This is a genomic window from Antarctobacter sp., from assembly GCF_048262615.1.
Lineage (GTDB): Bacteria > Pseudomonadota > Alphaproteobacteria > Rhodobacterales > Rhodobacteraceae > Antarctobacter.
The window spans coordinates 158,763-181,205 of the sequence record NZ_JBLXFB010000006.1 but is presented as its reverse complement, the minus strand read 5'-3'; the positions used below and the strand labels follow the sequence as shown (position 1 = coordinate 181,205).

Sequence of the window (22,443 nt, the reverse complement as noted above, 5' to 3'; positions counted from 1 at the left end):
TCACAGCAAGGGCCGCATGACCTCGTGTCATCCGGCCCTTTGGCATTCGCCCGCGAATCCTGTATACGGCAGGCTTCGCGCCAGACAGGAGCCCCTCGCATGACTGCGACGACGCCCATCACCCAGGACCTTGTGACCATCCCCCGCAAACTGCCGGAGGGACCGGTCAACCTGATCGGACTGACCCGCCCGCAGTTGCGGGAGGCGCTGCTGACGGCTGGCACGCCCGAAAAGCAGGTCAAGATGCGGGTGAACCAGCTGTGGCAATGGCTCTATCACTGGGGCGTGCGCGATTTCGACTCGATGACCAATCTGGCAAAGCCCTACCGCGCCATGCTGGCGGAGAACTTTGTGATTTCCCTGCCCGAGGTCGTGTCGAAGCAGGTCTCGGCCGACGGCACGCGCAAATACCTTGTGCGCATCGCCGGCGGGCATGAGGTCGAGGTGGTCTATATCCCCGAGGCGGATCGCGGCACGCTGTGTATCTCCAGCCAGGTGGGCTGCACGCTGACCTGTTCCTTCTGCCACACCGGCACGCAGAAACTGGTGCGCAACCTGACGGCGGGTGAAATTGTCGGCCAGATCATGCTGGCGCGCGACGATCTGGACGAATGGCCCGCACCGGGCACCGGCACCGGCGTGGACGGCCCGCGCCTGCTGTCCAACATCGTGCTGATGGGCATGGGAGAGCCGCTGTATAACTTTGAGGGCGTCCGCGACGCGATGAACATCGCCATGGATGGCGAGGGCATCGCCCTGTCGCGCCGCCGCATCACCCTGTCGACCTCGGGCGTGGTCCCTGAAATCGCCCGCGCCGCCGAGGAAATCGGCTGTCAGCTTGCGGTCAGCTTTCACGCCACCACCGATGAGGTGCGCGACAAGCTGGTGCCGATCAACAAGCGGTGGAACATCAAAACCTTGCTGGACACGCTGCGCGAATACCCGCGCCTGTCGAACTCGGAACGCATCACCTTTGAATACGTGATGTTGAAGGATGTGAACGACACCGACGACGACGCGCGCCGCCTTGTGAACCTGATCAAGGGCATTCCGGCCAAGATCAACCTGATCCCCTTCAACGAATGGCCCGGCGCGCCTTATCAACGCTCCGACTGGTCCCGGATCGAGAAATTCGCCGACATTATCTACAAGGCCGGCTACGCCTCTCCGATCCGCACGCCGCGCGGTGAGGACATCATGGCCGCCTGCGGTCAGTTGAAGTCGGCGACCGAACGCGCCCGCAAGTCCCGCGCCCAGATCGCGCAGGAAACCGGCCTCTCCTGATCCGGCGAAAATAAATCGCGCTCGGGTCTTTACCTTCCCGTGACTGGAAGCCCTATATCCGGTCGCAGGAGGGACGACTCATGAGTGTTCTACGTTTCGAAGTGACCGGAATGACTTGCGGCGGCTGCGCCGGGCGGGCCGAGCGTGCCTTGGCCGGAGTGCCGGGTGTGGCAGAGGCCTCGGTCAACCTCGCCACCCGTATGGCGACGGTCGAGACCGACAAACCCGCCACGGACCTGCGCGACGCGCTGAAAACCGCTGGCTATCCCGCCGCCGAGACCCGCATCCGTCTGAGCATCGACGGCATGAGCTGCGCCTCCTGCGTGGGCCGCGTGGAAAAGGCGCTGGCCGCCCTGCCCGGCGTTCTCGACGCCCGCGTGAACCTGACCACCCAGACCGCCGAGGTGCTGATCCTGACCGGCAGCGTCGCCCCCGCAACCCTCGCCCAGGCCGTCACCAAGGCCGGATACCCCGCACAGGTGATGGAGGGCGACACCGCCCCCGATCCGGCACACCGGCAGGCCGAAGAGGCCGCCGCCCTCAAACGCCAGACCGTGATCGCCGGGGCGCTCACCCTGCCAGTGTTCCTTGGCGTCATGGGCGGCCACCTGATCCCCGCCCTGCATCACGGGATCAATGGCACGCTGGGCCAGACCGGCTGGTGGCTGGTGCAATTTGTCCTGACGACTTTGGTGCTGATCGGACCCGGACGGCGCTTTTACCGCATTGGCCTGCCGCTGCTGGCCAAGGGCACACCGGACATGAACTCGCTCGTCGCGCTCGGCACGCTGGCCGCCTGGGGCTATTCCACCGTCGCACTCTTTGCGCCCGCCTTGCTGCCGGAAACGGCGCGCGCGGTGTATTTCGAGGCCGCCGCCGTCATCGTCACGCTGATTCTGCTGGGCCGCTGGCTGGAGGCGCGCGCCAAGGGCCGCACCGGCGCCGCCATCCGGCACCTGCTGGACCTGCGCCCCGATCTGGCCCGCGTCGAGCGTGACAATGGCCTTGTCGAGATCCCCTTCACCGATCTGCAAAAAGGCGACGTCCTGCAAATCCGCCCCGGCGAACGCATCGCCACCGATGGCATTGTCCTGACCGGTCGCTCCTATGTCGAGGAAAGCATGGTCACCGGCGAACCTGCCCCGGTGGAAAAATCCGAAGGGGCGCAGGTCGTCGGCGGCACTGTCAATGGCGCGGGCGCGCTGCGGGTGCGGGCCGAGGCAGTGGGTGCCGACACCGTCCTGTCGCGCATCGTCGCCATGGTCGAACAGGCGCAGGGGGCCAAGCTGCCGATTCAGGCGCTCGCCGACAAGGTTGTGCTGTGGTTTGTGCCTGCGGTTCTGGTCATCACCGCGCTGACCGTGCTTGTCTGGCTTACCTTCGGCCCCGGCCTGACCCATGCGCTGGTCGCCGGAGTATCGGTGCTGATCATCGCCTGCCCCTGCGCCATGGGCCTTGCCACGCCGGTGTCCATCATGGTCGGCACCGGGCGCGCCGCCGAACTGGGCGTGCTGTTCCGCAAGGGAGAGGCGCTGCAACGGCTCGACTCCGCCCGCGTCATGGCCTTTGACAAGACCGGCACCCTGACCGAAGGCCGCCCGGCACTGGTCCACGCCGTCGCGGCAAAGGGCTTTGACGCCGATACCATCCTGCGTCTTGCCGCCAGCGCCGAACAAAGCTCGGAACATCCCATCGCCCGCGCGCTGTTGCAGGCCGCGCGGGATGTGCCCGCCCCCGAAGAGGTAACAGCGATCCCCGGCCACGGGCTGCGCGCCCGTGTCGAAGGGCAAGACCTGCTGGTCGGCACCGCCCGCCTGATGGCCCGCGAGGGCGTGGATACCACACCGCTCTCTGACGCCATGTTCGATATGGAAACCGCGGCCCAGACCCCGGTCCTTGTGGCTGTAAACGGGCACATCGCCGCCGCTTTCGCCGTCGCTGACCGGATCAAACCCGGCGCGCGGGACGCCATAGCCGCGCTGAAACGCGAAGGAGTGGAGGTCGCCATGATCTCGGGTGACGCCCGCGCGGTGGCGCAGGCCATCGCCCGCGATCTGGGCATCGACCACGTCGAGGCCGAGGTCCTGCCAGAGGGCAAGGTCGAGGCCATCCGCGCCCTGCGCGAGAAATTCGGCCCCGTCGCCTTTGCCGGGGACGGCATCAACGACGCCCCCGCGCTGGCAGAGGCCGAGGTTGGCCTTGCCATCGGCACCGGCACCGATGTCGCAATCGAAAGCGCCGATGTGGTGCTGTCCTCGGGCGCGGTGGCGGGCGCGGTCAATGCGCTGCACGTCAGCCGCGCGGTGATGCGCAATATCCGGCAGAACCTTGTCTGGGCCTTCGGCTACAACGTCGCCCTGATCCCGGTCGCAGCCGGGGTGCTGTATCCCCTCACCGGTCTGCTCTTGTCGCCCATGCTGGCCGCCGGGGCGATGGCGCTGTCCTCAGTCTTTGTGCTGACCAACGCCCTGCGCCTGCGCCGCCTGCAAAGCGCGCTGGCAGAGGCACCCGCCGCCGCCCTAATGCCGCAACCGCAGGAGGCCACCGCATGAACATCGGAGAGGTTGCCAGCCGCTCGGGCCTGCCCGCCAAGACGATCCGCTACTATGAGGACATCGGGTTGGTGACGCCGCCACGCGACACCAACGGCTATCGCGCCTTCAGAGAGGCCGACCTGCACAAGCTGGCCTTCCTCGCCCGCGCCCGTGCCTTGGGGTTCTCGATCGAGGAATGCCGCCTGCTGCTGGGTCTCTACGAGGACGAAACCCGCGCCAGCGCCGACGTCAAGCGACTGGCTCAGGAGCACCTCGCCAGCATCGACGACAAGATTGCCCAGCTTCAGAGCATGCGGGCCACGCTGGCAACACTGGTCGATGCCTGCCACGGTGACGACCGGCCCGACTGTCCGATCCTGCAAGACCTCGCCGAGGGGGCATAACCCCGTTCCGGGCCTGATCCGGGCCTGATCCGGGCTTGATCCGGCACCCACGAGGATCACAGCTCGCGCCCGGCCCGCATCTCTCCCCAGCGCAGGATCGCCGTCGCACCAACCTGTGCGACGGGCCGCCACGGCAGTTTCTGCGGTGCCGCCTCTGCCAGCATCCCGGCCAGCAAATCGGACCCGACACCAGAGGCGTGCTCCGCCGCCAGCAGGCCCGACAACGTCCCCTTGGCCGTCCCCAGACCGTTCTGGCAACAGGCCGCGAACAGCCCCTCATCCACCTCGCCAAAGGCCGAGACCCCGTTGCGCGACAGGCACAGCCGTCCGCCCCAGCGATAGTCCATCCCCACGCCCGCCAGCATCGGAAAGCGCGCGGCAAACGCCCGGTCATGATCCCGCGCGACGCGCATCAATTGCGCCGCAGAGCTTTCCAGTGACGGGTTATAGGTAAACCGGTTCCGCACAATGATCCGGTCCCCGCCGGTGCCGGACATGCGCCGCACCGTTGTCCCCAGCGGGTCCGACGGCGTTACCCCCCATCGCGGGTGCCCGCCCAGCCGCGCGACCTCATCCGATGTCAGACCCCGTGTCATCGAGGCATAGGTGAACACATGCATCAGCCGCCCGGTGAACTGCCCGAAACTTTCGGCGTGCCCGTTCACCGCCAAAATCACCCGCGGTGCCGTCACCTGTCCGTTCGGCGTCTTTGCCACCCAGTCCCCGGCACGCTCCAGCGCGACCACCGGCGACATCTCGTGGATACGCACCCCGGCCGCGATCAAACCCGCCGCGACACCCCGCACAAACATCGCCGGTTGCAGCATCACCGCCCCCGGCGTGAACAGCCCGCTGCGATAATAATCTGTCCCGGTCATCTCGTGCATCTGACGCGCGTCCAGCATCTCGCAGGGTTCCCCCAGAGCCGCCAGATGCCGCGCAAAATCAAGGTTATGCGCGTGTCCCTTCTCGGTCGCCGCCGCGTTGGTCTTTCCCGACGGATCAAAGGCTTCGGACGTCAGGCCGAACTCTTCGACGACCGCTTTCGCAAACCCGATGGCGTGCCGGTTAGCGCGGATCTGGAACCTGTCGCGCTCGATCGCGCCGCCGTAATCCTCCGATGTCAGGTCATGCGGCAGGTCAATCATGAATCCGGAATTCCGCCCGGCGGGCCCCTCGGCCACGCGTCGCGCCTCTAACATCACGATCCGGTCGCCGGGATGCAGTTGCGCCAAACGCCGCGCGGCCGCCAACCCGGCCAAACCCGCGCCGATCACCAGCCAATCCGCCGTCACAGCCCCCTCCAGCGGTGTCGGTGGCGGGGCCTCTGGCAAAAGGGCATTCCAGGCTGCGGGACCGGGATCGACGGGCAAGCGTTTGATCTTCATAAGACGCTCCGCATTTTCTGTGTGACACTACTCAATGACCCCGACGACCGCGCTCAATGGGTGTGGTTAAGCGCGTCCACCGCCGGGATCTCTTGCATCCGCCGTGCCATATAGTCCTTCAGGGCGTCCTCCTTGCCCGCCTCCATCGGCGGTTTCTGATAGTCCCCCAGCAGATCGCGCGCGCGCGTCAGCGCACGCGCAGTGATCTCGACACTGCCCTCGGCGGCCCATTGCTCGACAGAGTTGTTGTCGAACATCTCGGGCATGAAGAACGCGCGCTGAAAATTCTCCAGCGTGTGCGGGTGTCCAAGGTAGTGCCCGCCCGGCCCGATCTCTGCCACCGCCGCCAGCGCCTCATCGAAGTCGTCCCAGCGGATGCCCTCGGCCATGCGGTAGGCCATGGCGCATTGTTCGGCGTCAACGATGAACTTGGCCATCGAGCAATGCATCCCCGCCTCGTTCCAACCTGCCGAATGCCAGATGTAATTGGCCCCGGCCATGATCACCGCTTGCAGGGTCGTGGCGCTTTCGTACCCGGCCTGCGCGTCAAATGTCTTGGCCCCGCCCAGCGTATTGGATGTCCGCCAAGGCACCCGGTAAAACCGCCCCATCTGGCCGATCATGAAGTTCATGAGGCTGATTTCCGGCGTCCCCGCCATCGGTGCGCCGGACTTCATGCTGACGGTCGACAGGTAGTGGCCATAGATCGCGGGACAGCCTTTGCGGATCACCTGCGTATAGGCCAGCGCGCTCAGCGCCTCGGCGTTCAGTTGCGCCACGGTCGGCGCGACAGAGGCCGGTGTATTCGCCCCGCCCAGCACAAAGGGTGAGCACAGCACCGGCTGGTTGCGGCGGCAAAAGGCACGCATCGCACCCAGCATCGTCTCATCCCAGACAAGGGGAGAGTTGCCGTTGCAATTCCCGGTCGTGACCGCATGCGTTTCCATATAGGCCTCACCGAACAGGACGGCGCACATCTCCATCACGTCTTCGGCGTTTTTCGGGCTGGTGGTCATCCCCATAAAGGTCTTATCGGAATGGATCATCGACGAATAGGTGATCGCCAGATGCCGGTGCGACACCGGCAGGTCGCAGGGCTCCACGATGTGATGCGCGCTGGAATGCATCGCGGGCAGCATGTGGCTGAGCTTGTGGAAATTCGACAGGTCCGCCATGGTCGGCACCCGCCGCACATCGTCCAGATCGCGCAGGAACGGCGCCCCCGTCATCGGTACGAATATCGAATGATCCAGACCAAACGGCAGGTCGTTCGCCGCATTGCGCGCATGATAGGTAAAGCTTTCGGGGATGGTCCGGATCAACTCCCGCACCAAGTGGCGATCAAGATAGACGGTCTCGCCCGCCACCTTGGCCCCGGCACGCCGCCAATCCTCCAGCGCGATCGGATCGCGAAACACGACTCCCACGTTTTCAAGGATATCCATCGAGGCCGCGTCGATCCGCGCGACCTGCACCATATCCATCGGCTCAACCAGCGGCAGGCGACGTTTGAGCGCCGGCAACATGGTGAAATCGCGCGTCTCGCGGATCGCCTTGCGGGCACCCCGGCCACGACGGACCGGACGGGCGGGGACGTTCATCAGCGTGGCTCCTCAAATGGCGGCGGGCGAGCCCCGCCCTACCCCAGATTGTCAGCGTCGTTCGGATCGCTCAGGTCGACCCAGATGGTTTTCAGTTCGGTGTACTGGTCAAAGGCGTGCAAGCCGTTGTCGCGCCCGCCGAACCCGGACTGCTTGTAGCCGCCGAAAGGGGTGCTGATGTCGCCCTCGCCATAGCAGTTCACGGTCACGGTCCCGGCGCGGATGGTCCGGGCCGCGCGCAGCGCCGTGCGCCCGTTGGCACTGAACACGCTGGCGGCCAGCCCATAGTCGGTGTCGTTGGCAAGGGCCAAGGCCTCTTCCGTGCTGGCGACCTCAATCACGCTCAGGATCGGGCCAAAGATCTCCTCACGGGCGCGCGGGTCGTCCCTGCTCACCTCGTAAACCGTGGGCGGCAGGAAAGCGCCTTCTGCCGCGCCGCCCGCCAATGCGGGGCCGCCCAGATAGCTGGCCACCTTGGCGCAATGATCGGCGTCGATCAGTGCGCCCAGATGGGTCTGCGGGTCCAGCGGATCGCCGGTCTTCCAGTCGCGCAAACGTGCCAGCAGCCGCTCTATCAACGGTGCCTTGATCGCCTTGTGCACGATCAGCCGCGACCCGGCGGAACAGTTCTCACCCATGTTCCAGAAGGCCGCATTGGCGACATGCGCCGCCACCAGATCAAGGTTTTCGGCATCCTCCAGCACCACCGCAGGGTTCTTGCCGCCGCATTCCAGAACAACCTTTTTCAGGTTGGAATCCGCCGCATAGTGCAAAAACCGCCGCCCCGTTTCGGTCGAGCCGGTAAAGCTGACCATATCGACCCCCATGTGGCGGCCCAGCGGTTCGCCCACGGACGGCCCATCGCCCGGCAACACTTGCAGAACGCCGCGCGGCAGCCCTGCCTCCATCGCCAGTTCGGCAAGACGCAGCGCGGTCAGTGAGGTCTGCTCAGCCGGTTTCACGATCACCGAACACCCCGCCGCCAGCGCCGGGCCAATCTTCCAAGCCAGCATCAGCAGCGGAAAGTTCCACGGCAGGATCGCGGCCACCACGCCAATGGGTTCGCGTACAATCATCGAAATCGCGTCGTCGCCCACAGGCCCGGTCTGATCGTACAGCTTGTCGACCGCCTCGGCGTGCCACTTGATCGTATGGATCGCCTCCGGCACGTCGACCAATTCACAGTCCCGGATCGGCTTGCCCGACTCGAGGCTTTCCATCACCGCCAGCTCCCGCCGGTTCCGGGTCATCAACTTGCACAGACGGATCAACGCATCCTTGCGCCCGGACGGATGCAGCCGCGCCCAGCGACCCTGTTCAAAGGCCTCGCGCGCCTTTTCGACCGCCAGATCCACATCCGCCGCATCCGCGGTAGAGATCTGCGCCAGGTCCTCTCCGGTGGCCGGGTTCGACGTGGCCATCGTTTTTCCCCTGCCACGGCGAAACTTGCCGTCGATAAAAGGCGTGGCGGGAAAGGTCAGGTCGGCGGCAATCGCGGCATAGTCCGCGCGGGTCAGCAGATCGGTCATGCAAGGGCCCCTTCGATGGCGGCAATGGCTATGTTCATCGTGCGAATGACCGCTTCCAGCTCGCGCTTGTCATCCAAGTTCAGCGGCTGCAACGGACGGCGCGGCGGTCCCGCATCGATGCCACGCAGGGTCAACCCGTGCTTGATGCACTGGATAAATTTCCCACCCTGTTCCAGAACACGCATCAGGGGCAACATGGCCGACATGATCGCCCGCCCCTTGGTGAAATCCCCCTCCACGGCACAGGCGCGATACAGCGCGATATGTGCCTCGGGCGCAAAGTTCGACCCGGCGCAAACCCAACTGCGCGCGCCCCATGCAAAGAACTCCAGCGCCTGATCGTCCATTCCGCAGCTCAATGCGATATGCGGATAATCGCGCGCCAGCATGTGCAGCCGGTTGATGTCGCCAGAGCTTTCCTTGATCGCGCAGAAATTGGCTGAGCGGCCAAGGCGGTCCAGCGTTTCTTCGTCCATGTTCACCGACATGCGACCCGGATAATTGTACAGCATCACCGGCAGGTTCGCGGCGCGGTCGATGGCCAGCGCGTGCAGCGCAATTTCCCGCGCAGTCGGATAGGCATAGGGCGGCGTCGCAATCAGGATGGCGTCCGCCTCGATCTCCTTTGCCGCTTCGGCAAAGACAATCGCGTCCTCGGTCCGGATCGCCCCGGTGCCGACGATCATCGGCACGCGACCCGCGATCAATCCCTTGACGCGGGCCATCATATCCAGCCGCTCCTCGGTGGTCTGGGCGTAATATTCGCCCGTGGTGCCCGCGACGATGATCCCGTTGACCCCCGCTGCCACCAAAACCTCCACCGCCTCGGCCAAAGCGCTCTCATTCAATGAGAAATCCGCATGATAGGGGGTGACCAGCGGGGTATAGATTCCGTCAAACTGCATTGTTGCGAGCCTCTTTCAGAGCATCAAAACGCACCACATCCAACGGCAGCGGGTCAGGCCGGACAAAGCGCTCCAACTGGTCCCGTGACAGATCCCAATGCTGCAAGGTCAGATCAACCGCCACGTCGGGCGCCTGTCGTTCGATGGCGGCGATCATCGCGTCATGTTGCTGCGCCGCCTTCTTGACCAGCTTCTTTTCCTTCTTCGTCGCGGGGCGATAGAAGGTCTGGCTCAACCGCGTGTGGTCAATCAGCATCCTGCTCAACGCGGGCATCATGTAGGGATTGGCCGCCATCTCGCCGATCTGGCGGTGGAACGCATGGTTCTCCAGCGCGGCGGCGGCACTGTCCGCACCCTCGGTCGCCGCCAGAAAACGCGCCTGCGTCTCTTTCAAACCTGCAATCTGGTCGCTGCGGCGGTTCTCGGCGGCCAGACGCGCGGTGGTGGCATAGACCAACGGGGCGGTCTGAAAAAACATCCGCAGGACCGCCAGATCCATCGAGGTGACCCGCGCGCCCCGGTTGGTTTCCAGCCGCAGATACCCCTCCCCCGCCAGCACCTGAAAGATTTCGCGCAGCGGCGTGCGCGACAAACCGTATTCACCGGCGATCTGGGTCTCATCCAGTTCCGCACCGGGCGCAAGATCCAGACTCAGGATACGCGCCTTCAGGGCATCGCGGCAGGCGGTCTTGTTGGTCACGGTCATGGCGGCTCCTCTCGCTGAATGTGTACGAGCTGTACATCGATTCGGTCAATCATTGTATACATCCAGCATACATTGATTTTGCCACGCAGATACAAGCACGGGGAAATCCCACGGCCCGCTTCGGTTTCTCTTTTGCAAAAATACACCCGGGGGGTCGCCAACGGCGACGGGGGCAGCGCCCCCTCCCGCAATCGACGCAGGCGCAACCGGTTCGGATCACGCCCAAAGGGACGGTGGGCGGGGCGACGTTCCGGAGGCACTCCGGGACAAGCGTCCGACCCCGTCCCGTTCTTCAAATGCTGTCAGGCAAACCCGTCAGTGCGCGTGGCCCGCGTGCCCGTGTGTGCGGGCGTCCTCGTCTTCGACGCTCACGTCGATCTCCAGCACGCCCACGGATGTCACCAGAACCACCTCCCAGTGATGCCCCTCTTCCAGCGCCTCGGTGAACCCGTCAAACCGGATCGCCAACCCGTCCGGCGTCAGATCCAGATGTGTGCCGGGGGCAACCGGGATCGGCGGCAGCGGGTCAAAGCCCATCTCGCCGTCTTTCATCCGGAACCCCACCAGCTGTCCCTCCAGCCCGCTGTCCAGCCGTGCGCCGATAATCTCGATCGGGGCATCCCCTTCGTTGTGCAGTTCCATGAACACCAACGCATGGTCGTGGTCGGTGGCATTGGTCCAGGGGTGCAGGATCTCCAGCCCACCGATCTCGAAGACATGGACCGGTGCGCCGTGATCGTTTTCGGCAAGAACCGGGGCGGCCATCAGCAGGGCAGCGGCAAGCAGGCGTTTCATTGGCGAAGGTTCTCCACGATGGGGCGCATCAATACGACAAGCGCCGGGACAAGGGACAGCAAAGACGTGGCCGACAGGAACGCCAAGGCAAGGTTGACCTCGGACCATGTGATAGACGCGGAAACGAGGATATCGGTCCGCACCGTCACAATCCGCGACAGGACCGCCGCCGAGGCGAACCCCAATGCAACGCCCAGCGCCGTGCCCGCCGCCAGCAGCGTGACACCGTAGCCCCAGACCACCGCCATCACGAAACGGCGCGGCGCGCCCAGCGCGCGCAGCATGGCCAGTTGCCGCTGGAACAGGCGCGACAGGATGAACAGCCCCAGCAGGACAGAGGCCGCGACCAGCACCTGCGTTACAATCGACATGATCTGCATGGCCCGCCGCACGTCGCCCATCACCCGGTAGAGATTGGCCAGCACCGTGCCCGGAAAAAACGCCATCGTCTCTCCCGCCTCGGTGAATTCAGACCGCAAGGCGTAGTTCGCCCAAAGCTCGGAGGCGCGCACAATCACCGCTGGCGTACCGGGAAACAGCGCCGGATCAAAGGGCGGGCCGATGCGGTCACCGTCCGCGAACGGGTGGCCATTGGCCAGCCCGTGCACCTCCCAGACCGTCTCGACCGGGATCAGGATGGCGCGGTCCCACGGCGATCCGCTGCGCGCCATACGGCCCACCACAACGATTTCGAACCCCTCATGCGCGTCGCCTTCGGCCGCTCCGCCCTCTCCATGCGCGGGTGTGAAATGATCGCCGATGTCCAGATCGATGGCCGCGCCGATGACGGCCTCGCCGGTACGGGCAAAGATACGGCCCTCGATCTGGCCGTCGGACAGATAGGTGACAAAATCCTCAATGGTCCCGACCACGGGCGCGCCCGCATAGCTGTCGCCAAAGGCGATGGGCGCCGCGATCTCGACCCGAGGGTGGCTAGCGATGCGGTCATAGGCGGCCCCGTCCAGCAGCGGCACCGCCGAGGGCTGAAGAAACACAGAGGCCAGCATCAGGGTCAGTTCAGACCCCGGAGCCGCGACCACCAGATCGAACTTCTCCGCCGCCCGTGCGGTGCCGATCCGCAACCCCCGTTCCTGCGCGATCAGGCCGATGCCCATGCCGGTGGACACGGCGATCAGCAGAATGAACATCACATTGGCCCATCGAAACCGCCAGAGCAGCGCCCGCACCAAGGGCATCGGGCGGAACCCGCGCAACAACGCAGTCCCGATCACAACCAGCGGCAGCAGCAGCGCGGCGGCCATTGCAATGTCCTGCGCGAGGACTGGCAAAGTGTCCCAGACCTCTCTCATGTGTTCGGCTCACTTCTGCAAAAGCGGTACGTCACGACGCACCAACAGGGCTGTCGTCGGTCAATTGACCGTCTTCGATGGTCAGCACCCGGTCCAGCCGGTCAAGCAGGTGCAGATCGTGGCTGACCGCGATCAGCGTCTTGCCACTGTCCCGCGCAAGCGCCACCAGATCCTCGATCAACCGGTCCGCTGCGGGACGGTCAAGGCTGGCGGTCGGCTCATCGGCGAGCAGGATCGCCGGATCGGTGGCCAGCGCGCGCGAAATCGCCACCCGCTGCCGCTCTCCCCCGGAATAGGAGGCCACGGTGCGGCTGTCCTGCGGGACGCCCAGCCGGTCCAGCCGATCCGCCGCACGGGCGTCGATCTGCGCCCGCGCGCCGCGTTTCGAAAACAGCGCCGCAAGGCTGGCATTTGCCCGCGGAGAAAGCTCATCGAACAAAAGGAAATCCTGAAAGATCAGCCCCATATGCGCGGCGCGAAAGGCCGTGCGCCGCTCTGACGACAGCCGCGCCAGATCGGTAGTCCCCCAACGCACGCTGCCGTTTGCCGCAAGCAGACCGCTCAGCGCCTGAAGAAAGGTGGACTTGCCCGCCCCGGATGGCCCGCGCACCCCGATCAGCGATCCGGCCGGCACCGCCAGCGACGGCACGCGCAACAGGGTCCGCGGCCCCGCCACAACACTCAGGTCGCAGACGTCCAGAGGCAGGCTCATCGGCTCAGGCTTTGGCATAGGTGGCGTCGGTCAGACGCACCAGACTGAGAAAACCGCTGTCAGGATCGCGGAACCTGCCCAGCTCCAGAACGCCGCGCGCCTCGATCTTGACGTTGAAGGGCAGGACATTGACCACGCGCTTGGCATAGATCGCCAGAATGTCATCGGGCCAGTCGGCCTCTGTCTCACAGAAAGGACAGACCGCCATCGGCCGCTTGGTCAGGACAAAGAACTGCGATTCCGCCTTGAGCGGTGGTGCCATGAACCCCTCGAATGTCAGACGTGCGCCATTGTTCTGCATGGCGATCTCGGACATGCCGCCGCCCTTCTTGTACAACTCGCGGATCCTCAGCGGCCCGTCGGCTGCCCATGCAGGGGCCGCGATAAGGGCGGGTGCGGCAAGACCTGCGCGAAGAAACGTGCGGCGGAACATGGCGGGCCTCCTGTGGTTTCGGGTTCGGTCGTCTGGAAACTGTCATTGTACCGAACGTGACAACGTCCGCTGCGCGCCACCCCAGACATAAGTCAGCGGGCGCGAAAGAAAAAGGCCCGGAACAGACGCTCCGGGCCGGTGCCCCGGCTTGGGGATTACTCAGCGGTAATGGCGTGGTGCATCACGTGGAAGATCACGTTCTGCTCAATCGTCGAGTCAAAGAGATGCGCCCAAGGCCCTTTGGCATAGACCATGACGTCCTCGCCAGAGTGGGTTTCCGACGACATCGGGATCAGCGCCTGCTGGACGTAGTCGATATCGGTGGCCTCTTCCTGCGTCAGGTCGGGGCGCGCGCCTTTGAAGTCATTGCCCTCTTCGACCAGCACCGACCCGGCCCCGTTCAAGTACCCCATGACGGTATAGGGCTTGCCATCCTTGGCCAGCAGCGGTTCGTCCGTGTGCTTTTCGCCTTCCTTGGCCACGCCGTAGCACAGACCCAAAATGTCAGAGCCGCGACCGCAGTAGCCGTTGAACGCAATCGCGTGCTCGTGGTCGGCGGTGACGATGATCAGCGTATCGGCATCATCGGTCAGCTCATCCGCAAGGGCCACGGCCTCGGCAAAGGCACGTCCATCGGTCAGCGTGCGGTAGGCGTTACCATCGTGGTTGGCGTGGTCGACCCGGCCCGCCTCGATTTCTAGGTAGTAGCCGTTGTCGTTCTGCGACAGGAACTCAATCGCCTTGCGGGTCATGTCGGCCAGCGACGGCTCATCGTCGTCGGCGCGGTCGGCCTCGTACTCCATGTGGCTGTCGTTGAACAGCGCAAGGATCGGGCTGTCCATGGTCAGCGCGCCGAAGGTTTCAGTGTTCCATGCATATTGCGCACCGGCGTCCTTGGCCGCGTCGATCAGGTTGACGCCATCTTTGCGGCGCCCCTCTTTGCCCTCATCGGTGACAACGCCTGCGGGCGCAAAGTGACGGCGGCCGCCGCCCATCGCAAGGTCGATCACGCCCGCGCCCATCATGTCGACCAATTGGGCCGCGATGTCCTTTTGCGTGGTGCAACCCTCTGGCACGCTGTCTTCCCAGTTGCGGTTGGCGGTCTTGGCGTAGACAGCCGCCGGGGTGGCGTGGGTCAGGCGCGCGGTCGAAACGACGCCAACAGATTTGTCCATGCCAGACACGATCTCGGCGAAGGTGGTCAACTCATTCCCGGCCACGGTGCCACAGTCGTCATGGATCGCGTCGCCGCCAAGATTGATCAGGTTGAAACGCTGCTTGACGCCGGTGTTCAAGGCACCCGCAGTCGGGGCAGAGTCCGGGGTCTGGGCGTTGATGTTGTAGGTCTTGACCAGCGCCGAGGACCAATCGGTCGTCTCATAAGGCAGCACGTGCTCTTCGCCCAGTTTGCCCATCTGCTGACCGACGAACAGGCGCGTGGCATAGTTGGTGCCGACACCGTTGCCGTCGGCCACCAGAACGATGACGTTCTTGGCGCGCCCGGTGTTGGGCTGGCGCGCGATCAGGGCGTCGACATGCGCCTGACCTGCGGTGAACCAGTCGCTGGACGCCTGCGGCAAATCCTGCGCGAAGGCCGGGAACGCGGCAGCGATGGCTGCAACGGATGCGAGAGTCTTTTTCATGGAAAGTGCCTTCCGAGTTGGCGGATTGTCCCGTTGCGCATAGGCGGGTTTCGTCTCGGATTTTTTACGCTTTTGTAACGGTTTAGTGAAACGCCCGCACCAATGTTGTCGTGATCATTCGCCGGGCGACACCGCCAATCGGCAGGATGTTTTGATTGAGATCTTCGACGGCCAGCATGTCCGGCTAGTGGTCCAGCATTCGGGGTAGCGCGGCAGATGTCGAGCGTATCCACAACCACCCTCCGCCCGCGCCACCGCCGACCCCCAATGCGCGGTCACTGGACCGCCGCGTCCCATCCCGCCACCATGTCTGCGGCGCGCTCTGCGATCTCGGACACGGGCATACCCGGCTTGAACAGGGCCGATCCAATGCCAAACCCGGTGATCCCCGCCTTGAGCCAAGCGCCGAAATCCGCCGGTCCCACACCGCCCACCGCGTAGGTCGCGGCCTCGGGTGGCAGCACCGCCTTGAGTGCGGACAAACCGTCCAGACCCAGCTTGAAGGCAGGAAAGAACTTCAGCCCGTCCGCACCGTTGCGCAGGGCGGTGAACGCCTCTGTCGCGGTGAAGACACCGGGATAGGACAGCATGCCTGCCGCCTTGGTCGCCGCAATCACACGCGGATTGCAGTCCGGAGAGACCACCATTCCCGCGCCGATCTCGCGCAATTGGCCGACCTGCACCGGGTCCACCACCGTGCCCGCACCGATCAGGGCGCGGTCGCCCGCATGAACGACCATGCGGCGAATGGTTTCGAACGGATCGGGTGAGTTCAGCGGCACCTCGATCTTGGTGATGCCGGCATTGATAAGCGCGTCGGCAACCGGTTCGGCCTCAGCAGCGGTCAGCCCACGCAGGATGGCAATGATCTCTCGGGTCATGGCTTGTCTTTCAAATGGTGATAAGCGGCGGTCAGACCCGCCAGAGTGATGTCGCCCGCAGGCACCAGCCGCGCGGCGGCACCTTGGGCCGACAGGGCGGCGCGGTAAGCCTCTGCCACGGTGTCCTCGCCCAGAATGACAATGTCCTGACCCAGCCAATAGGGCCGCGACGCCGCCAGTTCCGCGCCGATCAGCAGACCCGACAGCCGCGCACGGGTCACGGCTGCGCCGGTGCCGTTCAGCAAAGAGCCAGCGCGAAGGCCAAAAAGCGACGAGGTCAGCGCAGCAGGCCGCGAAAGCGTGTCACTGACCGCCTCGGCGAAGGCAGCCTCATCCCAGCCGTCCCCGCCCAGCGAATGCCGCAGGACCGACTGGCCGCTGAGCAGCGCAAACATCTCGCCGGTCATGAAGGTCCGGAAAGAGACGACCTCTTTGGCGCTGATATGCACCCATTTGTTATGCGTACCGGGCAGGCAGAGCACGCCGTCAAAGTCCGGCTCCCTGGCAAGAAAGCCGCCGATCTGGGTCTCTTCGCCGCGCATCACGTCGGGCGGCCGCATCTGGCTGATCCCCGGCAGGATATGCACCCGCAGGCGTGGGTCGCGGGTTGTCAAAGGCAGGCCATCGACCGGAACCGCGCAGGGGGTTTCGACATAGGGGGCCTCTGCCCAGCCCTGTCGCGCCCCGGCCATGCCGCAGATGATCACCGGCAATGTGTCGGGCAGGTCATCGCCCAGCAGGTTCAGCAGGGTGGGCTCATAGTCGTCAGCCGTCAGCCGCGACATGCCCTGGTCCGAGTCGATCCTCCGCAGAGGGCGGTCGTCCCCGCCCATCGGCCAGAGGCGCAGGTGTGAGGTGCCCCAGTCGGCGGCGACCCATTGTGGTGTCTCGGTCATGGCGGGCGGTCTCCTTCCCGCACTCAAATCCCATTTGGCAAGCAGCAAGGCAAGGCCTTGTCCGTCCCCGCCGCATCAGCGCAAGACCCGAAAGGGTCAGATGTCGGCACCCTCACCGCCTCTTTCTCGGCCCGGTGACAGATCCCCAAGCCAAGGACCGAGGCAGACACCCCCGATGGGGCGCGGCCTTCTATCTGGACTTACAGGCGATGGCTGTCTGGCGGCCCGGTTCAATCGGCGCTCGGATCGATGCGCGATAGATGAAGGCCCTCTCCGATATATCTCGGCGGGCGGCGGAACGCCGCGCGGTTTGGAGGAACCAATGAGCCCCGTAAACCTTCTTCGGCGCGCCAAGGGCATGACAATCGCCCATTTTGCCGTGCGGTTCCGTTGCCGCATGACCAAGCCCCGTTTGCGGTAACACCTTCGGGTTGACATCCCTGCCCCTCGCTGCGCGCAATCGCGGCCAAGACACTGGAGGAGGGATTTCATGTCGGATCTGTTTTCGCTGAACACTCGGCGCGCGTTGATTACCGGATCGTCGCAGGGCATCGGGCTGGCGCTGGCGCGCGGGCTGGCGCAGGCGGGTGCGGAGGTCGTGCTGAACGGACGCGATACCGCCAAACTGGCCGCCGCCGCCGACACGCTGCGGGCCGAGGGCGCAACCGTACATGAACTGACCTTTGACGCGACAGATCATGAGGGCGTGCGCCGTGCCGTCGACGGGTTTGAGGCCGCGCAGGGTGCCATCGACATCCTAGTGAACAACGCCGGCATGCAGCACCGGACCCCGTTGGAGGATTTCCCGGCGGAGATGTTTGAAAAGTTACTGCAAACCAACGTCGCCAGCGTCTTTCACGTAGGCCAAGCCTGCGCGCGGCACATGATCGGACGCGGGCGCGGCAAGATTATCAATATCGCGTCTGTCCAGACCGCGCTGGCGCGCCCCGGCATCGCCCCCTACACCACCACCAAGGGGGCTGTTGGCAACCTGACCAAGGGCATGGCGACGGATTGGGCGCGGCACGGATTACAGTGCAACGCGATTGCTCCCGGTTATTTCGACACGCCCCTGAACAAGGCACTGGTCGAGGACCCGGAGTTTTCCGCCTGGCTGGAAAAGCGTACTCCTGCGGGACGGTGGGGCAATGTTCAGGAACTGGTGGGGGCCTGTGTTTTCCTGTCGTCGGATGCGTCGAGCTTCGTCAACGGACACACCCTGTATGTGGACGGCGGGATCACGGCGTCGCTGTGACCCCCGCTGCCCGGTCAGGGGCCGGCCCCCCGGACCAAATTGCACTCACGTAGCGTCCAATTAAGGATCAGGATGCGTGGCGCATGGGGGCCGGGCGTGGCCGGTTGCCTCTGTCAAAAGCGGCGGTCCGGCGGCGGAGCGGTTCAGGCAAAGCGCGCGCGTGTGCGGTTGGCGAAGGCGACCAGCGACAGCATCACCGGCACTTCGACCAGCACGCCGACGACGGTGGCCAGCGCCGCGCCAGAGGTGAGACCAAAGAGGCTGATCGCGACGGCGACCGCCAGTTCGAAAAAATTTGACGTCCCGATCATTGCGCAGGGCGCAGCAATCCGGTGCGGCACCTTCAGCGCGTAGGCCGCGCCATAGGCCAGCGCAAACATGCCATAGCTCTGGATCACGATGGGCACGGCGATCAGCGCGATCACCAGCGGGCGCGACAGGATCACCTCTCCTTGCAGGCCGAAAAGGATGGCAACGGTGGCAATCAGGCCGACCACGGACCACGGTTTGACCCGCGCGGTGAAGGCCTCGATCGCCTGCGGACTGGCCAGAACGCGGCGGGTCAACAAACCGGCGACCAGCGGCAGCACAACGTAAAGCACCGTCGCCAGAACCAGCGTTTCCCACGGCACCGAAATTTCTGTCACACCCAACAGAAAGGCCACGATGGGCGCAAAGGCGACAACCATGATCAGATCGTTCACCGAAACCTGCACCAGCGTATAGGTGGCATCCCCGCGCGTCAGTTGCGACCAGACAAAGACCATCGCCGTGCAGGGGGCCGCCCCCAGCAGGATCAAACCGGCGGTGTATTGCGCCGCATCCTCTGGTGCGATCCATGGCGCAAACACGTAGTCGAAGAACAGCACCGCCAGCAGCGCCATGGTGAAGGGCTTGATCAGCCAGTTGACCACCAGCGTCACGATCAACCCGCGCGGTTGACGGGCCACGCCCGCCACGGCACCGAAATCCACGCCCACCATCATCGGGTAGACCATCGCCCAGATCAACACCGCGACAACAAGGTTGATGTTGGCGACCTCGACCGCAGCGATTGCCTGCACCAGTTCGGGGGCAAACGCTCCGATGGCCAGACCGGCGATCATCGCCAGCGCCACCCATAGGGTCAGATAGCGTTCAAAGGTGCCAAGCACGCTGTCGGCGGGGGTCGTGTCCGTCATCGGTCAGGGTCCATGAGATTTGCGGGGAATGGGGGGCAGGTGATCTGATCAAGCACCGGCTGACACAGGTCCGCACGCCCGCCGCAGCAATCCTCCATCAGGTAGGACAGCAAAGCGCGCATCGCGTCTATATTGGCGAAATACCGGACAGAGCGGCCTTCGCGCAGGGACGTAACGAGGCCCGCGCCCGACAGGATCTTGAGATTGTTGGACAGGGTGTTTGGCCGGATTTTCAACGTATCGGCAATTTGTCCGGCGCAAACACCTTCGGCCCCGGCCCGTATCAGCAGGCGGAACACGTCGATCCGCACGTCGTGGGCAAGGGCGGAGAGAGTCGAGATTGCGCCTGTCTTTTCCATATTTCATGTATATTCGAAATAATATGGATCGCAAGGCGCCGACACACCAAAATCGGCGCGCCGTCAGCGTCCAAAGGCCTTTGGAGCGGCTTGCGTCTAGCCACCTCTATCATCCGGCGTGGTCATCAGACATTCGACAGAAACGAAAGTACCGACCCTCGCAGAGCAATCCCCCCCGAGGGTCGGTGTGTGGCTTTTCATCCTGTCGGCAAAGGCGCAACAATGCCCCTTTTTGTCCAGCCCGTCGCCGGGCCTCGGCAAACCATCAGGGCCGGTCAGGCGGTTTGATCCGGCGGGGCAAACGAGAGGTGCACCTTGACCGCCTGCGTGCGATCCGCCGCCACGGCAAAGGCCTTGGCCGCCTCCTCCAGCGGGTAACGCCCGGTGATGATCGGACGCACGTCTATGCGTCCCGCAATAATCGCCGCAACGGCCTCGGCGAATTCCTCGTGAAAGCGATGGCTGCCCTGCAAGCGGATTTCCTTGGCCACAAGGGCATTGACGGGCATGGCGGTGTCACCAGCCACTCCCACCTGAACCAGCGTACCGCGCGGTCGCAGGGCGGCCACCGCCGATTTGATCGCGGGGGCTGCGGCGGAGCATTCGAAAGCAAGATGGAAATACCCCTTTTCGGCGGCATAGGCCTCTAGCGCCTCGGGCGTGGAAAGCACGTTGATCGTGCGGGTTGCGCCCATTGCCTCGGCCACCTTCAACGGGGCGTCCTGCAAATCGGAGACAACGATTTCCGCCGCTCCTGCCGCAGCCGCCGCCGCGACGCAAAGGCTGCCGATGGGTCCGGCGCCGGTGACCAGCACACGCTTGCCCTTGATGTCTCCAGCCATACGGGCGGCATGAAGACAAACCGCCAGCGGCTCGGCGCAGGCGACGGCGTTCAGGTCCGCGTCCGCGGGCAGGCGAATGCATTGCGCGGCCGCCAATACGATCCGGTCCCGGAACAGCCCCTGTTCGTGCGGCAAACGCATGGCCGAGCCGTTGAACCGCATGTTCATGCAATGCATCGGCAGGCCTTCGTGGCAATACGCGCAGGCACCGCACGGGCGGCTGGGGTTCAGCGCCACCGCATCCCCCGGTGCCAGCCCGGTTACGCCCTCGCCCACGACCAGCACCCGGCCCGAGGCCTCATGACCAAGGATGATCGGTTCCCGGACGCGGATTGTGCCAATGCCGCCATCCGAAAGGTAATGCATGTCGGACCCGCAGATTCCGCCCGCCGCAATGGCGACCAAGACTTGTCCGGCGTCGGGCGCGGCCACCTCTTCGGTTTCGATACGCAGGTCGTTCTGGCCGTACAGGCGGCACACTCGGGATTGCAACTTTGGGGTCTCCTATTTCGTCAGAATGGATGGCAGCCACGTGGCCAGCGGTGCGAAGTACGACACCGCCAACAGCACGAGGATATTGGTAAACAGGAACGGCAGGATCGCCCGCACAACGGGCGCCAGCGGCAGCCGCGCGATGTTGGCGCAGACAAAGAGACAGACACCCACCGGGGGCGTGGTCAGCCCGATCATCAGGTTCAGCACCGCAAAGGTGGCGAAATGCAGCGGGTCAATGCCGACCGCGTTCGACAGCGACAGAAGCGGCACAAAGAGGATGATCAGCGCGGCAATCGTCTCCATGAACATGCCGACGAAAAGCAGCAGAAGGTTGATCAGCAGGATCACCAGAAACTTGTTTTCAGTCAGGGACAGCACGGAGTCGGCGATGGCCTGCGGGATACGCTCGGACACCAGAATCCAGCCAAAGACATTGGCGAACCCGACCAGCGCAAGGATGCCAGCCGCCGAAACCGCGCTGTCGGCGATGATGGCGGGCAGCTTGCGGATAGGCAGCTCGCGGTAGATGAAAGCCCCGACGATAAAGGCATAGACAGAGGCGACAACCGCGGTTTCGGTCGGCGTGGCATAGCCGGACAGCAGCCCGTAGATGATCAGAAAGGTCATTGCGATGGCCCAGAACGCCCCGCCGAAGGAGCGGGCGACCTCGCCAAAGCCCTGCCACGGCTGGTGCGGATAACCGCGTCGGACAGAGATGATGTAGCAGGTCACCATCATGGCGACGCCCATCAGGATGCCGGGGATCGCGCCCGCAAGAAACATCTTGCCGACCGAGATACCCGACAGCGCGCCGACGATGATCATGGGGACTGAGGGCGGAATGATCGGACCGACGGTCGAAGAAGCCGCTGTCACGGCAGCGGAGAAATCCGCCGGATAGCCCGCCTTTTTCATGCCCGGGATCAGCACGCCGCCAAGGCTGGCCGCGTCGGCCACGGCGGTGCCGGTGATGCCGCCAAACAGCATCGAGGCGGCGATATTGGTCAGGCCAAGACCGCCCTTGATCCAGCCGACGATCGCATTGGCAAAGCGGATGATCCGATGCGTGATCCCGCCCTGGTTCATCAGGTTCCCGGCCAGAATAAAACCCGGAATCGACAGCAGGACAAAGACATCCATGCCAGCATACATCTTTTGCGGCATCACCACCGGCGGCATTCCCGCGAACAGCAGGTAAGCCAAAGATGAGAGCCCCAGTGTGATCGCCACGGGGATGCCCAGCATCAACCCAATGACAAAAACCGTGAACAGGATGGTGACATCCACGCC

At 64.5% G+C, this 22,443-nt stretch carries 20 protein-coding genes; 4 read left to right on the top strand and 16 right to left on the bottom strand.

The features are described from left to right. The first annotated feature begins 99 nt into the window (after nucleotides 1–99). The 3 genes from rlmN to cueR all read left to right on the top strand — a co-directional run bounded on the left by rlmN (nucleotide 100) and on the right by cueR (nucleotide 4,222). Entirely contained in the window at nucleotides 100–1,284 is a 1,185-nt protein-coding gene (gene rlmN, locus ACN0S5_RS09075; RefSeq protein WP_417207864.1) for a 23S rRNA (adenine(2503)-C(2))-methyltransferase RlmN, read from the top strand. Nucleotides 1,285–1,364: 80 nt separating this feature from the next. Continuing rightward, the gene (locus tag ACN0S5_RS09070) at nucleotides 1,365–3,836 is read left to right on the top strand and encodes a heavy metal translocating P-type ATPase (RefSeq protein ID WP_417207863.1); all 2,472 of its coding nucleotides are present in this window, start codon (nucleotides 1,365–1,367) and stop codon (nucleotides 3,834–3,836) included. Continuing rightward, the gene (cueR, locus tag ACN0S5_RS09065) at nucleotides 3,833–4,222 is read left to right on the top strand and encodes a Cu(I)-responsive transcriptional regulator (RefSeq protein WP_417207862.1); all 390 of its coding nucleotides are present in this window, start codon (nucleotides 3,833–3,835) and stop codon (nucleotides 4,220–4,222) included. The genes ACN0S5_RS09070 and cueR overlap by 4 nt, the downstream gene beginning before the upstream one ends. A gap of 56 nt (nucleotides 4,223–4,278) precedes the next feature. Here cueR and ACN0S5_RS09060 read toward each other — a convergent pair whose 3' ends face one another. From ACN0S5_RS09060 to ACN0S5_RS09005, 12 genes are all read right to left on the bottom strand, one after another. Then, on the bottom strand, nucleotides 4,279–5,610 hold the full coding sequence (locus ACN0S5_RS09060) for an NAD(P)/FAD-dependent oxidoreductase (protein ID WP_417207861.1): 1,332 nt from the start codon (nucleotides 5,608–5,610) through the stop codon (nucleotides 4,279–4,281). 53 nt (nucleotides 5,611–5,663) lie between these two features. After that, nucleotides 5,664–7,211, bottom strand: coding sequence for a trimethylamine methyltransferase family protein (locus tag ACN0S5_RS09055; protein ID WP_417207860.1), 1,548 nt, complete (start codon nucleotides 7,209–7,211; stop codon nucleotides 5,664–5,666). A 38-nt stretch (nucleotides 7,212–7,249) separates the two neighbouring features. Further along, entirely contained in the window at nucleotides 7,250–8,740 is a 1,491-nt protein-coding gene (locus ACN0S5_RS09050) for an aldehyde dehydrogenase (RefSeq protein ID WP_417207859.1), read from the bottom strand. Continuing rightward, the gene (locus tag ACN0S5_RS09045; RefSeq protein WP_417207858.1) at nucleotides 8,737–9,645 is read right to left on the bottom strand and encodes a dihydrodipicolinate synthase family protein; all 909 of its coding nucleotides are present in this window, start codon (nucleotides 9,643–9,645) and stop codon (nucleotides 8,737–8,739) included. Before ACN0S5_RS09045 ends, ACN0S5_RS09050 begins: the two co-directional genes overlap by 4 nt. Next, nucleotides 9,635–10,351, bottom strand: coding sequence for a GntR family transcriptional regulator (locus tag ACN0S5_RS09040; RefSeq protein WP_417207857.1), 717 nt, complete (start codon nucleotides 10,349–10,351; stop codon nucleotides 9,635–9,637). Before ACN0S5_RS09040 ends, ACN0S5_RS09045 begins: the two co-directional genes overlap by 11 nt. Before the next feature lie 315 nt (nucleotides 10,352–10,666). Further along, nucleotides 10,667–11,146, bottom strand: a complete 480-nt coding sequence (locus ACN0S5_RS09035) for a copper chaperone PCu(A)C (protein WP_417207856.1) — start codon at nucleotides 11,144–11,146, stop codon at nucleotides 10,667–10,669. Beyond that, the gene (locus tag ACN0S5_RS09030) at nucleotides 11,143–12,456 is read right to left on the bottom strand and encodes an ABC transporter permease (protein WP_417207855.1); all 1,314 of its coding nucleotides are present in this window, start codon (nucleotides 12,454–12,456) and stop codon (nucleotides 11,143–11,145) included. The genes ACN0S5_RS09035 and ACN0S5_RS09030 overlap by 4 nt, the downstream gene beginning before the upstream one ends. 31 nt (nucleotides 12,457–12,487) lie before the next feature. Continuing rightward, entirely contained in the window at nucleotides 12,488–13,168 is a 681-nt protein-coding gene (locus ACN0S5_RS09025) for an ABC transporter ATP-binding protein (RefSeq protein WP_417207854.1), read from the bottom strand. A gap of 4 nt (nucleotides 13,169–13,172) precedes the next feature. Then, complete coding sequence (locus ACN0S5_RS09020; protein ID WP_417207853.1) at nucleotides 13,173–13,601, bottom strand: hypothetical protein; 429 nt, start codon at nucleotides 13,599–13,601, stop codon at nucleotides 13,173–13,175. A 155-nt stretch (nucleotides 13,602–13,756) separates the two neighbouring features. Then, a complete protein-coding gene (locus tag ACN0S5_RS09015; protein ID WP_417207852.1) occupies nucleotides 13,757–15,244 on the bottom strand; it encodes an alkaline phosphatase in 1,488 nt (495 codons plus the stop codon). 275 nt (nucleotides 15,245–15,519) lie between these two features. Then, nucleotides 15,520–16,125: a 2-dehydro-3-deoxy-6-phosphogalactonate aldolase gene (locus ACN0S5_RS09010; protein ID WP_417207851.1), complete on the bottom strand. Its 606-nt coding sequence runs from the start codon at nucleotides 16,123–16,125 to the stop codon at nucleotides 15,520–15,522. Further along, on the bottom strand, nucleotides 16,122–17,021 hold the full coding sequence (locus tag ACN0S5_RS09005) for a 2-dehydro-3-deoxygalactonokinase (protein WP_417207850.1): 900 nt from the start codon (nucleotides 17,019–17,021) through the stop codon (nucleotides 16,122–16,124). Before ACN0S5_RS09005 ends, ACN0S5_RS09010 begins: the two co-directional genes overlap by 4 nt. A gap of 490 nt (nucleotides 17,022–17,511) precedes the next feature. Here ACN0S5_RS09005 and ACN0S5_RS09000 point away from each other — a divergent pair, with 490 nt between their 5' ends. Next, nucleotides 17,512–18,276: an SDR family oxidoreductase gene (locus ACN0S5_RS09000; RefSeq protein WP_417207848.1), complete on the top strand. Its 765-nt coding sequence runs from the start codon at nucleotides 17,512–17,514 to the stop codon at nucleotides 18,274–18,276. Between the two features lie 143 nt (nucleotides 18,277–18,419). On the opposite strand, the gene arsB is transcribed toward ACN0S5_RS09000, so the two are convergent. The 4 genes from arsB to ACN0S5_RS08980 form a co-directional block, all read right to left on the bottom strand. Next, entirely contained in the window at nucleotides 18,420–19,457 is a 1,038-nt protein-coding gene (gene arsB, locus ACN0S5_RS08995) for an ACR3 family arsenite efflux transporter (RefSeq protein WP_417207847.1), read from the bottom strand. After that, the gene (locus ACN0S5_RS08990) at nucleotides 19,454–19,816 is read right to left on the bottom strand and encodes an ArsR/SmtB family transcription factor (protein WP_417207846.1); all 363 of its coding nucleotides are present in this window, start codon (nucleotides 19,814–19,816) and stop codon (nucleotides 19,454–19,456) included. Before ACN0S5_RS08990 ends, arsB begins: the two co-directional genes overlap by 4 nt. Nucleotides 19,817–20,091: 275 nt before the next feature. Beyond that, nucleotides 20,092–21,150, bottom strand: a complete 1,059-nt coding sequence (locus ACN0S5_RS08985; protein ID WP_417207845.1) for an L-idonate 5-dehydrogenase — start codon at nucleotides 21,148–21,150, stop codon at nucleotides 20,092–20,094. A gap of 12 nt (nucleotides 21,151–21,162) precedes the next feature. Beyond that, on the bottom strand, nucleotides 21,163–22,440 hold the full coding sequence (locus ACN0S5_RS08980; RefSeq protein ID WP_417207843.1) for a TRAP transporter large permease: 1,278 nt from the start codon (nucleotides 22,438–22,440) through the stop codon (nucleotides 21,163–21,165). Nucleotides 22,441–22,443 lie beyond the last annotated feature (3 nt).

What these genes read in the sequence shown, in the direction of transcription:
- ACN0S5_RS09005 (WP_417207850.1), bottom strand. Translation starts at nt 17,021, where the DNA reads ATGACCGAGACACCACAATGGGTCGCCGCCGACTGGGGCACCTCACAC.
- ACN0S5_RS09040 (WP_417207857.1), bottom strand. Translation starts at nt 10,351, where the DNA reads ATGACCGTGACCAACAAGACCGCCTGCCGCGATGCCCTGAAGGCGCGT.
- ACN0S5_RS08990 (WP_417207846.1), bottom strand. Translation starts at nt 19,816, where the DNA reads ATGGAAAAGACAGGCGCAATCTCGACTCTCTCCGCCCTTGCCCACGAC.
- arsB (WP_417207847.1), bottom strand. Translation starts at nt 19,457, where the DNA reads ATGACGGACACGACCCCCGCCGACAGCGTGCTTGGCACCTTTGAACGC.
- ACN0S5_RS09060 (WP_417207861.1), bottom strand. Translation starts at nt 5,610, where the DNA reads ATGAAGATCAAACGCTTGCCCGTCGATCCCGGTCCCGCAGCCTGGAAT.
- rlmN (WP_417207864.1), top strand. Translation starts at nt 100, where the DNA reads ATGACTGCGACGACGCCCATCACCCAGGACCTTGTGACCATCCCCCGC.
- ACN0S5_RS09010 (WP_417207851.1), bottom strand. Translation starts at nt 16,125, where the DNA reads ATGACCCGAGAGATCATTGCCATCCTGCGTGGGCTGACCGCTGCTGAG.
- ACN0S5_RS09055 (WP_417207860.1), bottom strand. Translation starts at nt 7,211, where the DNA reads ATGAACGTCCCCGCCCGTCCGGTCCGTCGTGGCCGGGGTGCCCGCAAG.
- ACN0S5_RS09030 (WP_417207855.1), bottom strand. Translation starts at nt 12,456, where the DNA reads ATGAGAGAGGTCTGGGACACTTTGCCAGTCCTCGCGCAGGACATTGCA.
- ACN0S5_RS09000 (WP_417207848.1), top strand. Translation starts at nt 17,512, where the DNA reads ATGTCGGATCTGTTTTCGCTGAACACTCGGCGCGCGTTGATTACCGGA.
- cueR (WP_417207862.1), top strand. Translation starts at nt 3,833, where the DNA reads ATGAACATCGGAGAGGTTGCCAGCCGCTCGGGCCTGCCCGCCAAGACG.
- ACN0S5_RS09025 (WP_417207854.1), bottom strand. Translation starts at nt 13,168, where the DNA reads ATGAGCCTGCCTCTGGACGTCTGCGACCTGAGTGTTGTGGCGGGGCCG.
- ACN0S5_RS09035 (WP_417207856.1), bottom strand. Translation starts at nt 11,146, where the DNA reads ATGAAACGCCTGCTTGCCGCTGCCCTGCTGATGGCCGCCCCGGTTCTT.
- ACN0S5_RS09045 (WP_417207858.1), bottom strand. Translation starts at nt 9,645, where the DNA reads ATGCAGTTTGACGGAATCTATACCCCGCTGGTCACCCCCTATCATGCG.
- ACN0S5_RS09015 (WP_417207852.1), bottom strand. Translation starts at nt 15,244, where the DNA reads ATGAAAAAGACTCTCGCATCCGTTGCAGCCATCGCTGCCGCGTTCCCG.
- ACN0S5_RS09050 (WP_417207859.1), bottom strand. Translation starts at nt 8,740, where the DNA reads ATGACCGATCTGCTGACCCGCGCGGACTATGCCGCGATTGCCGCCGAC.
- ACN0S5_RS09070 (WP_417207863.1), top strand. Translation starts at nt 1,365, where the DNA reads ATGAGTGTTCTACGTTTCGAAGTGACCGGAATGACTTGCGGCGGCTGC.
- ACN0S5_RS09020 (WP_417207853.1), bottom strand. Translation starts at nt 13,601, where the DNA reads ATGTTCCGCCGCACGTTTCTTCGCGCAGGTCTTGCCGCACCCGCCCTT.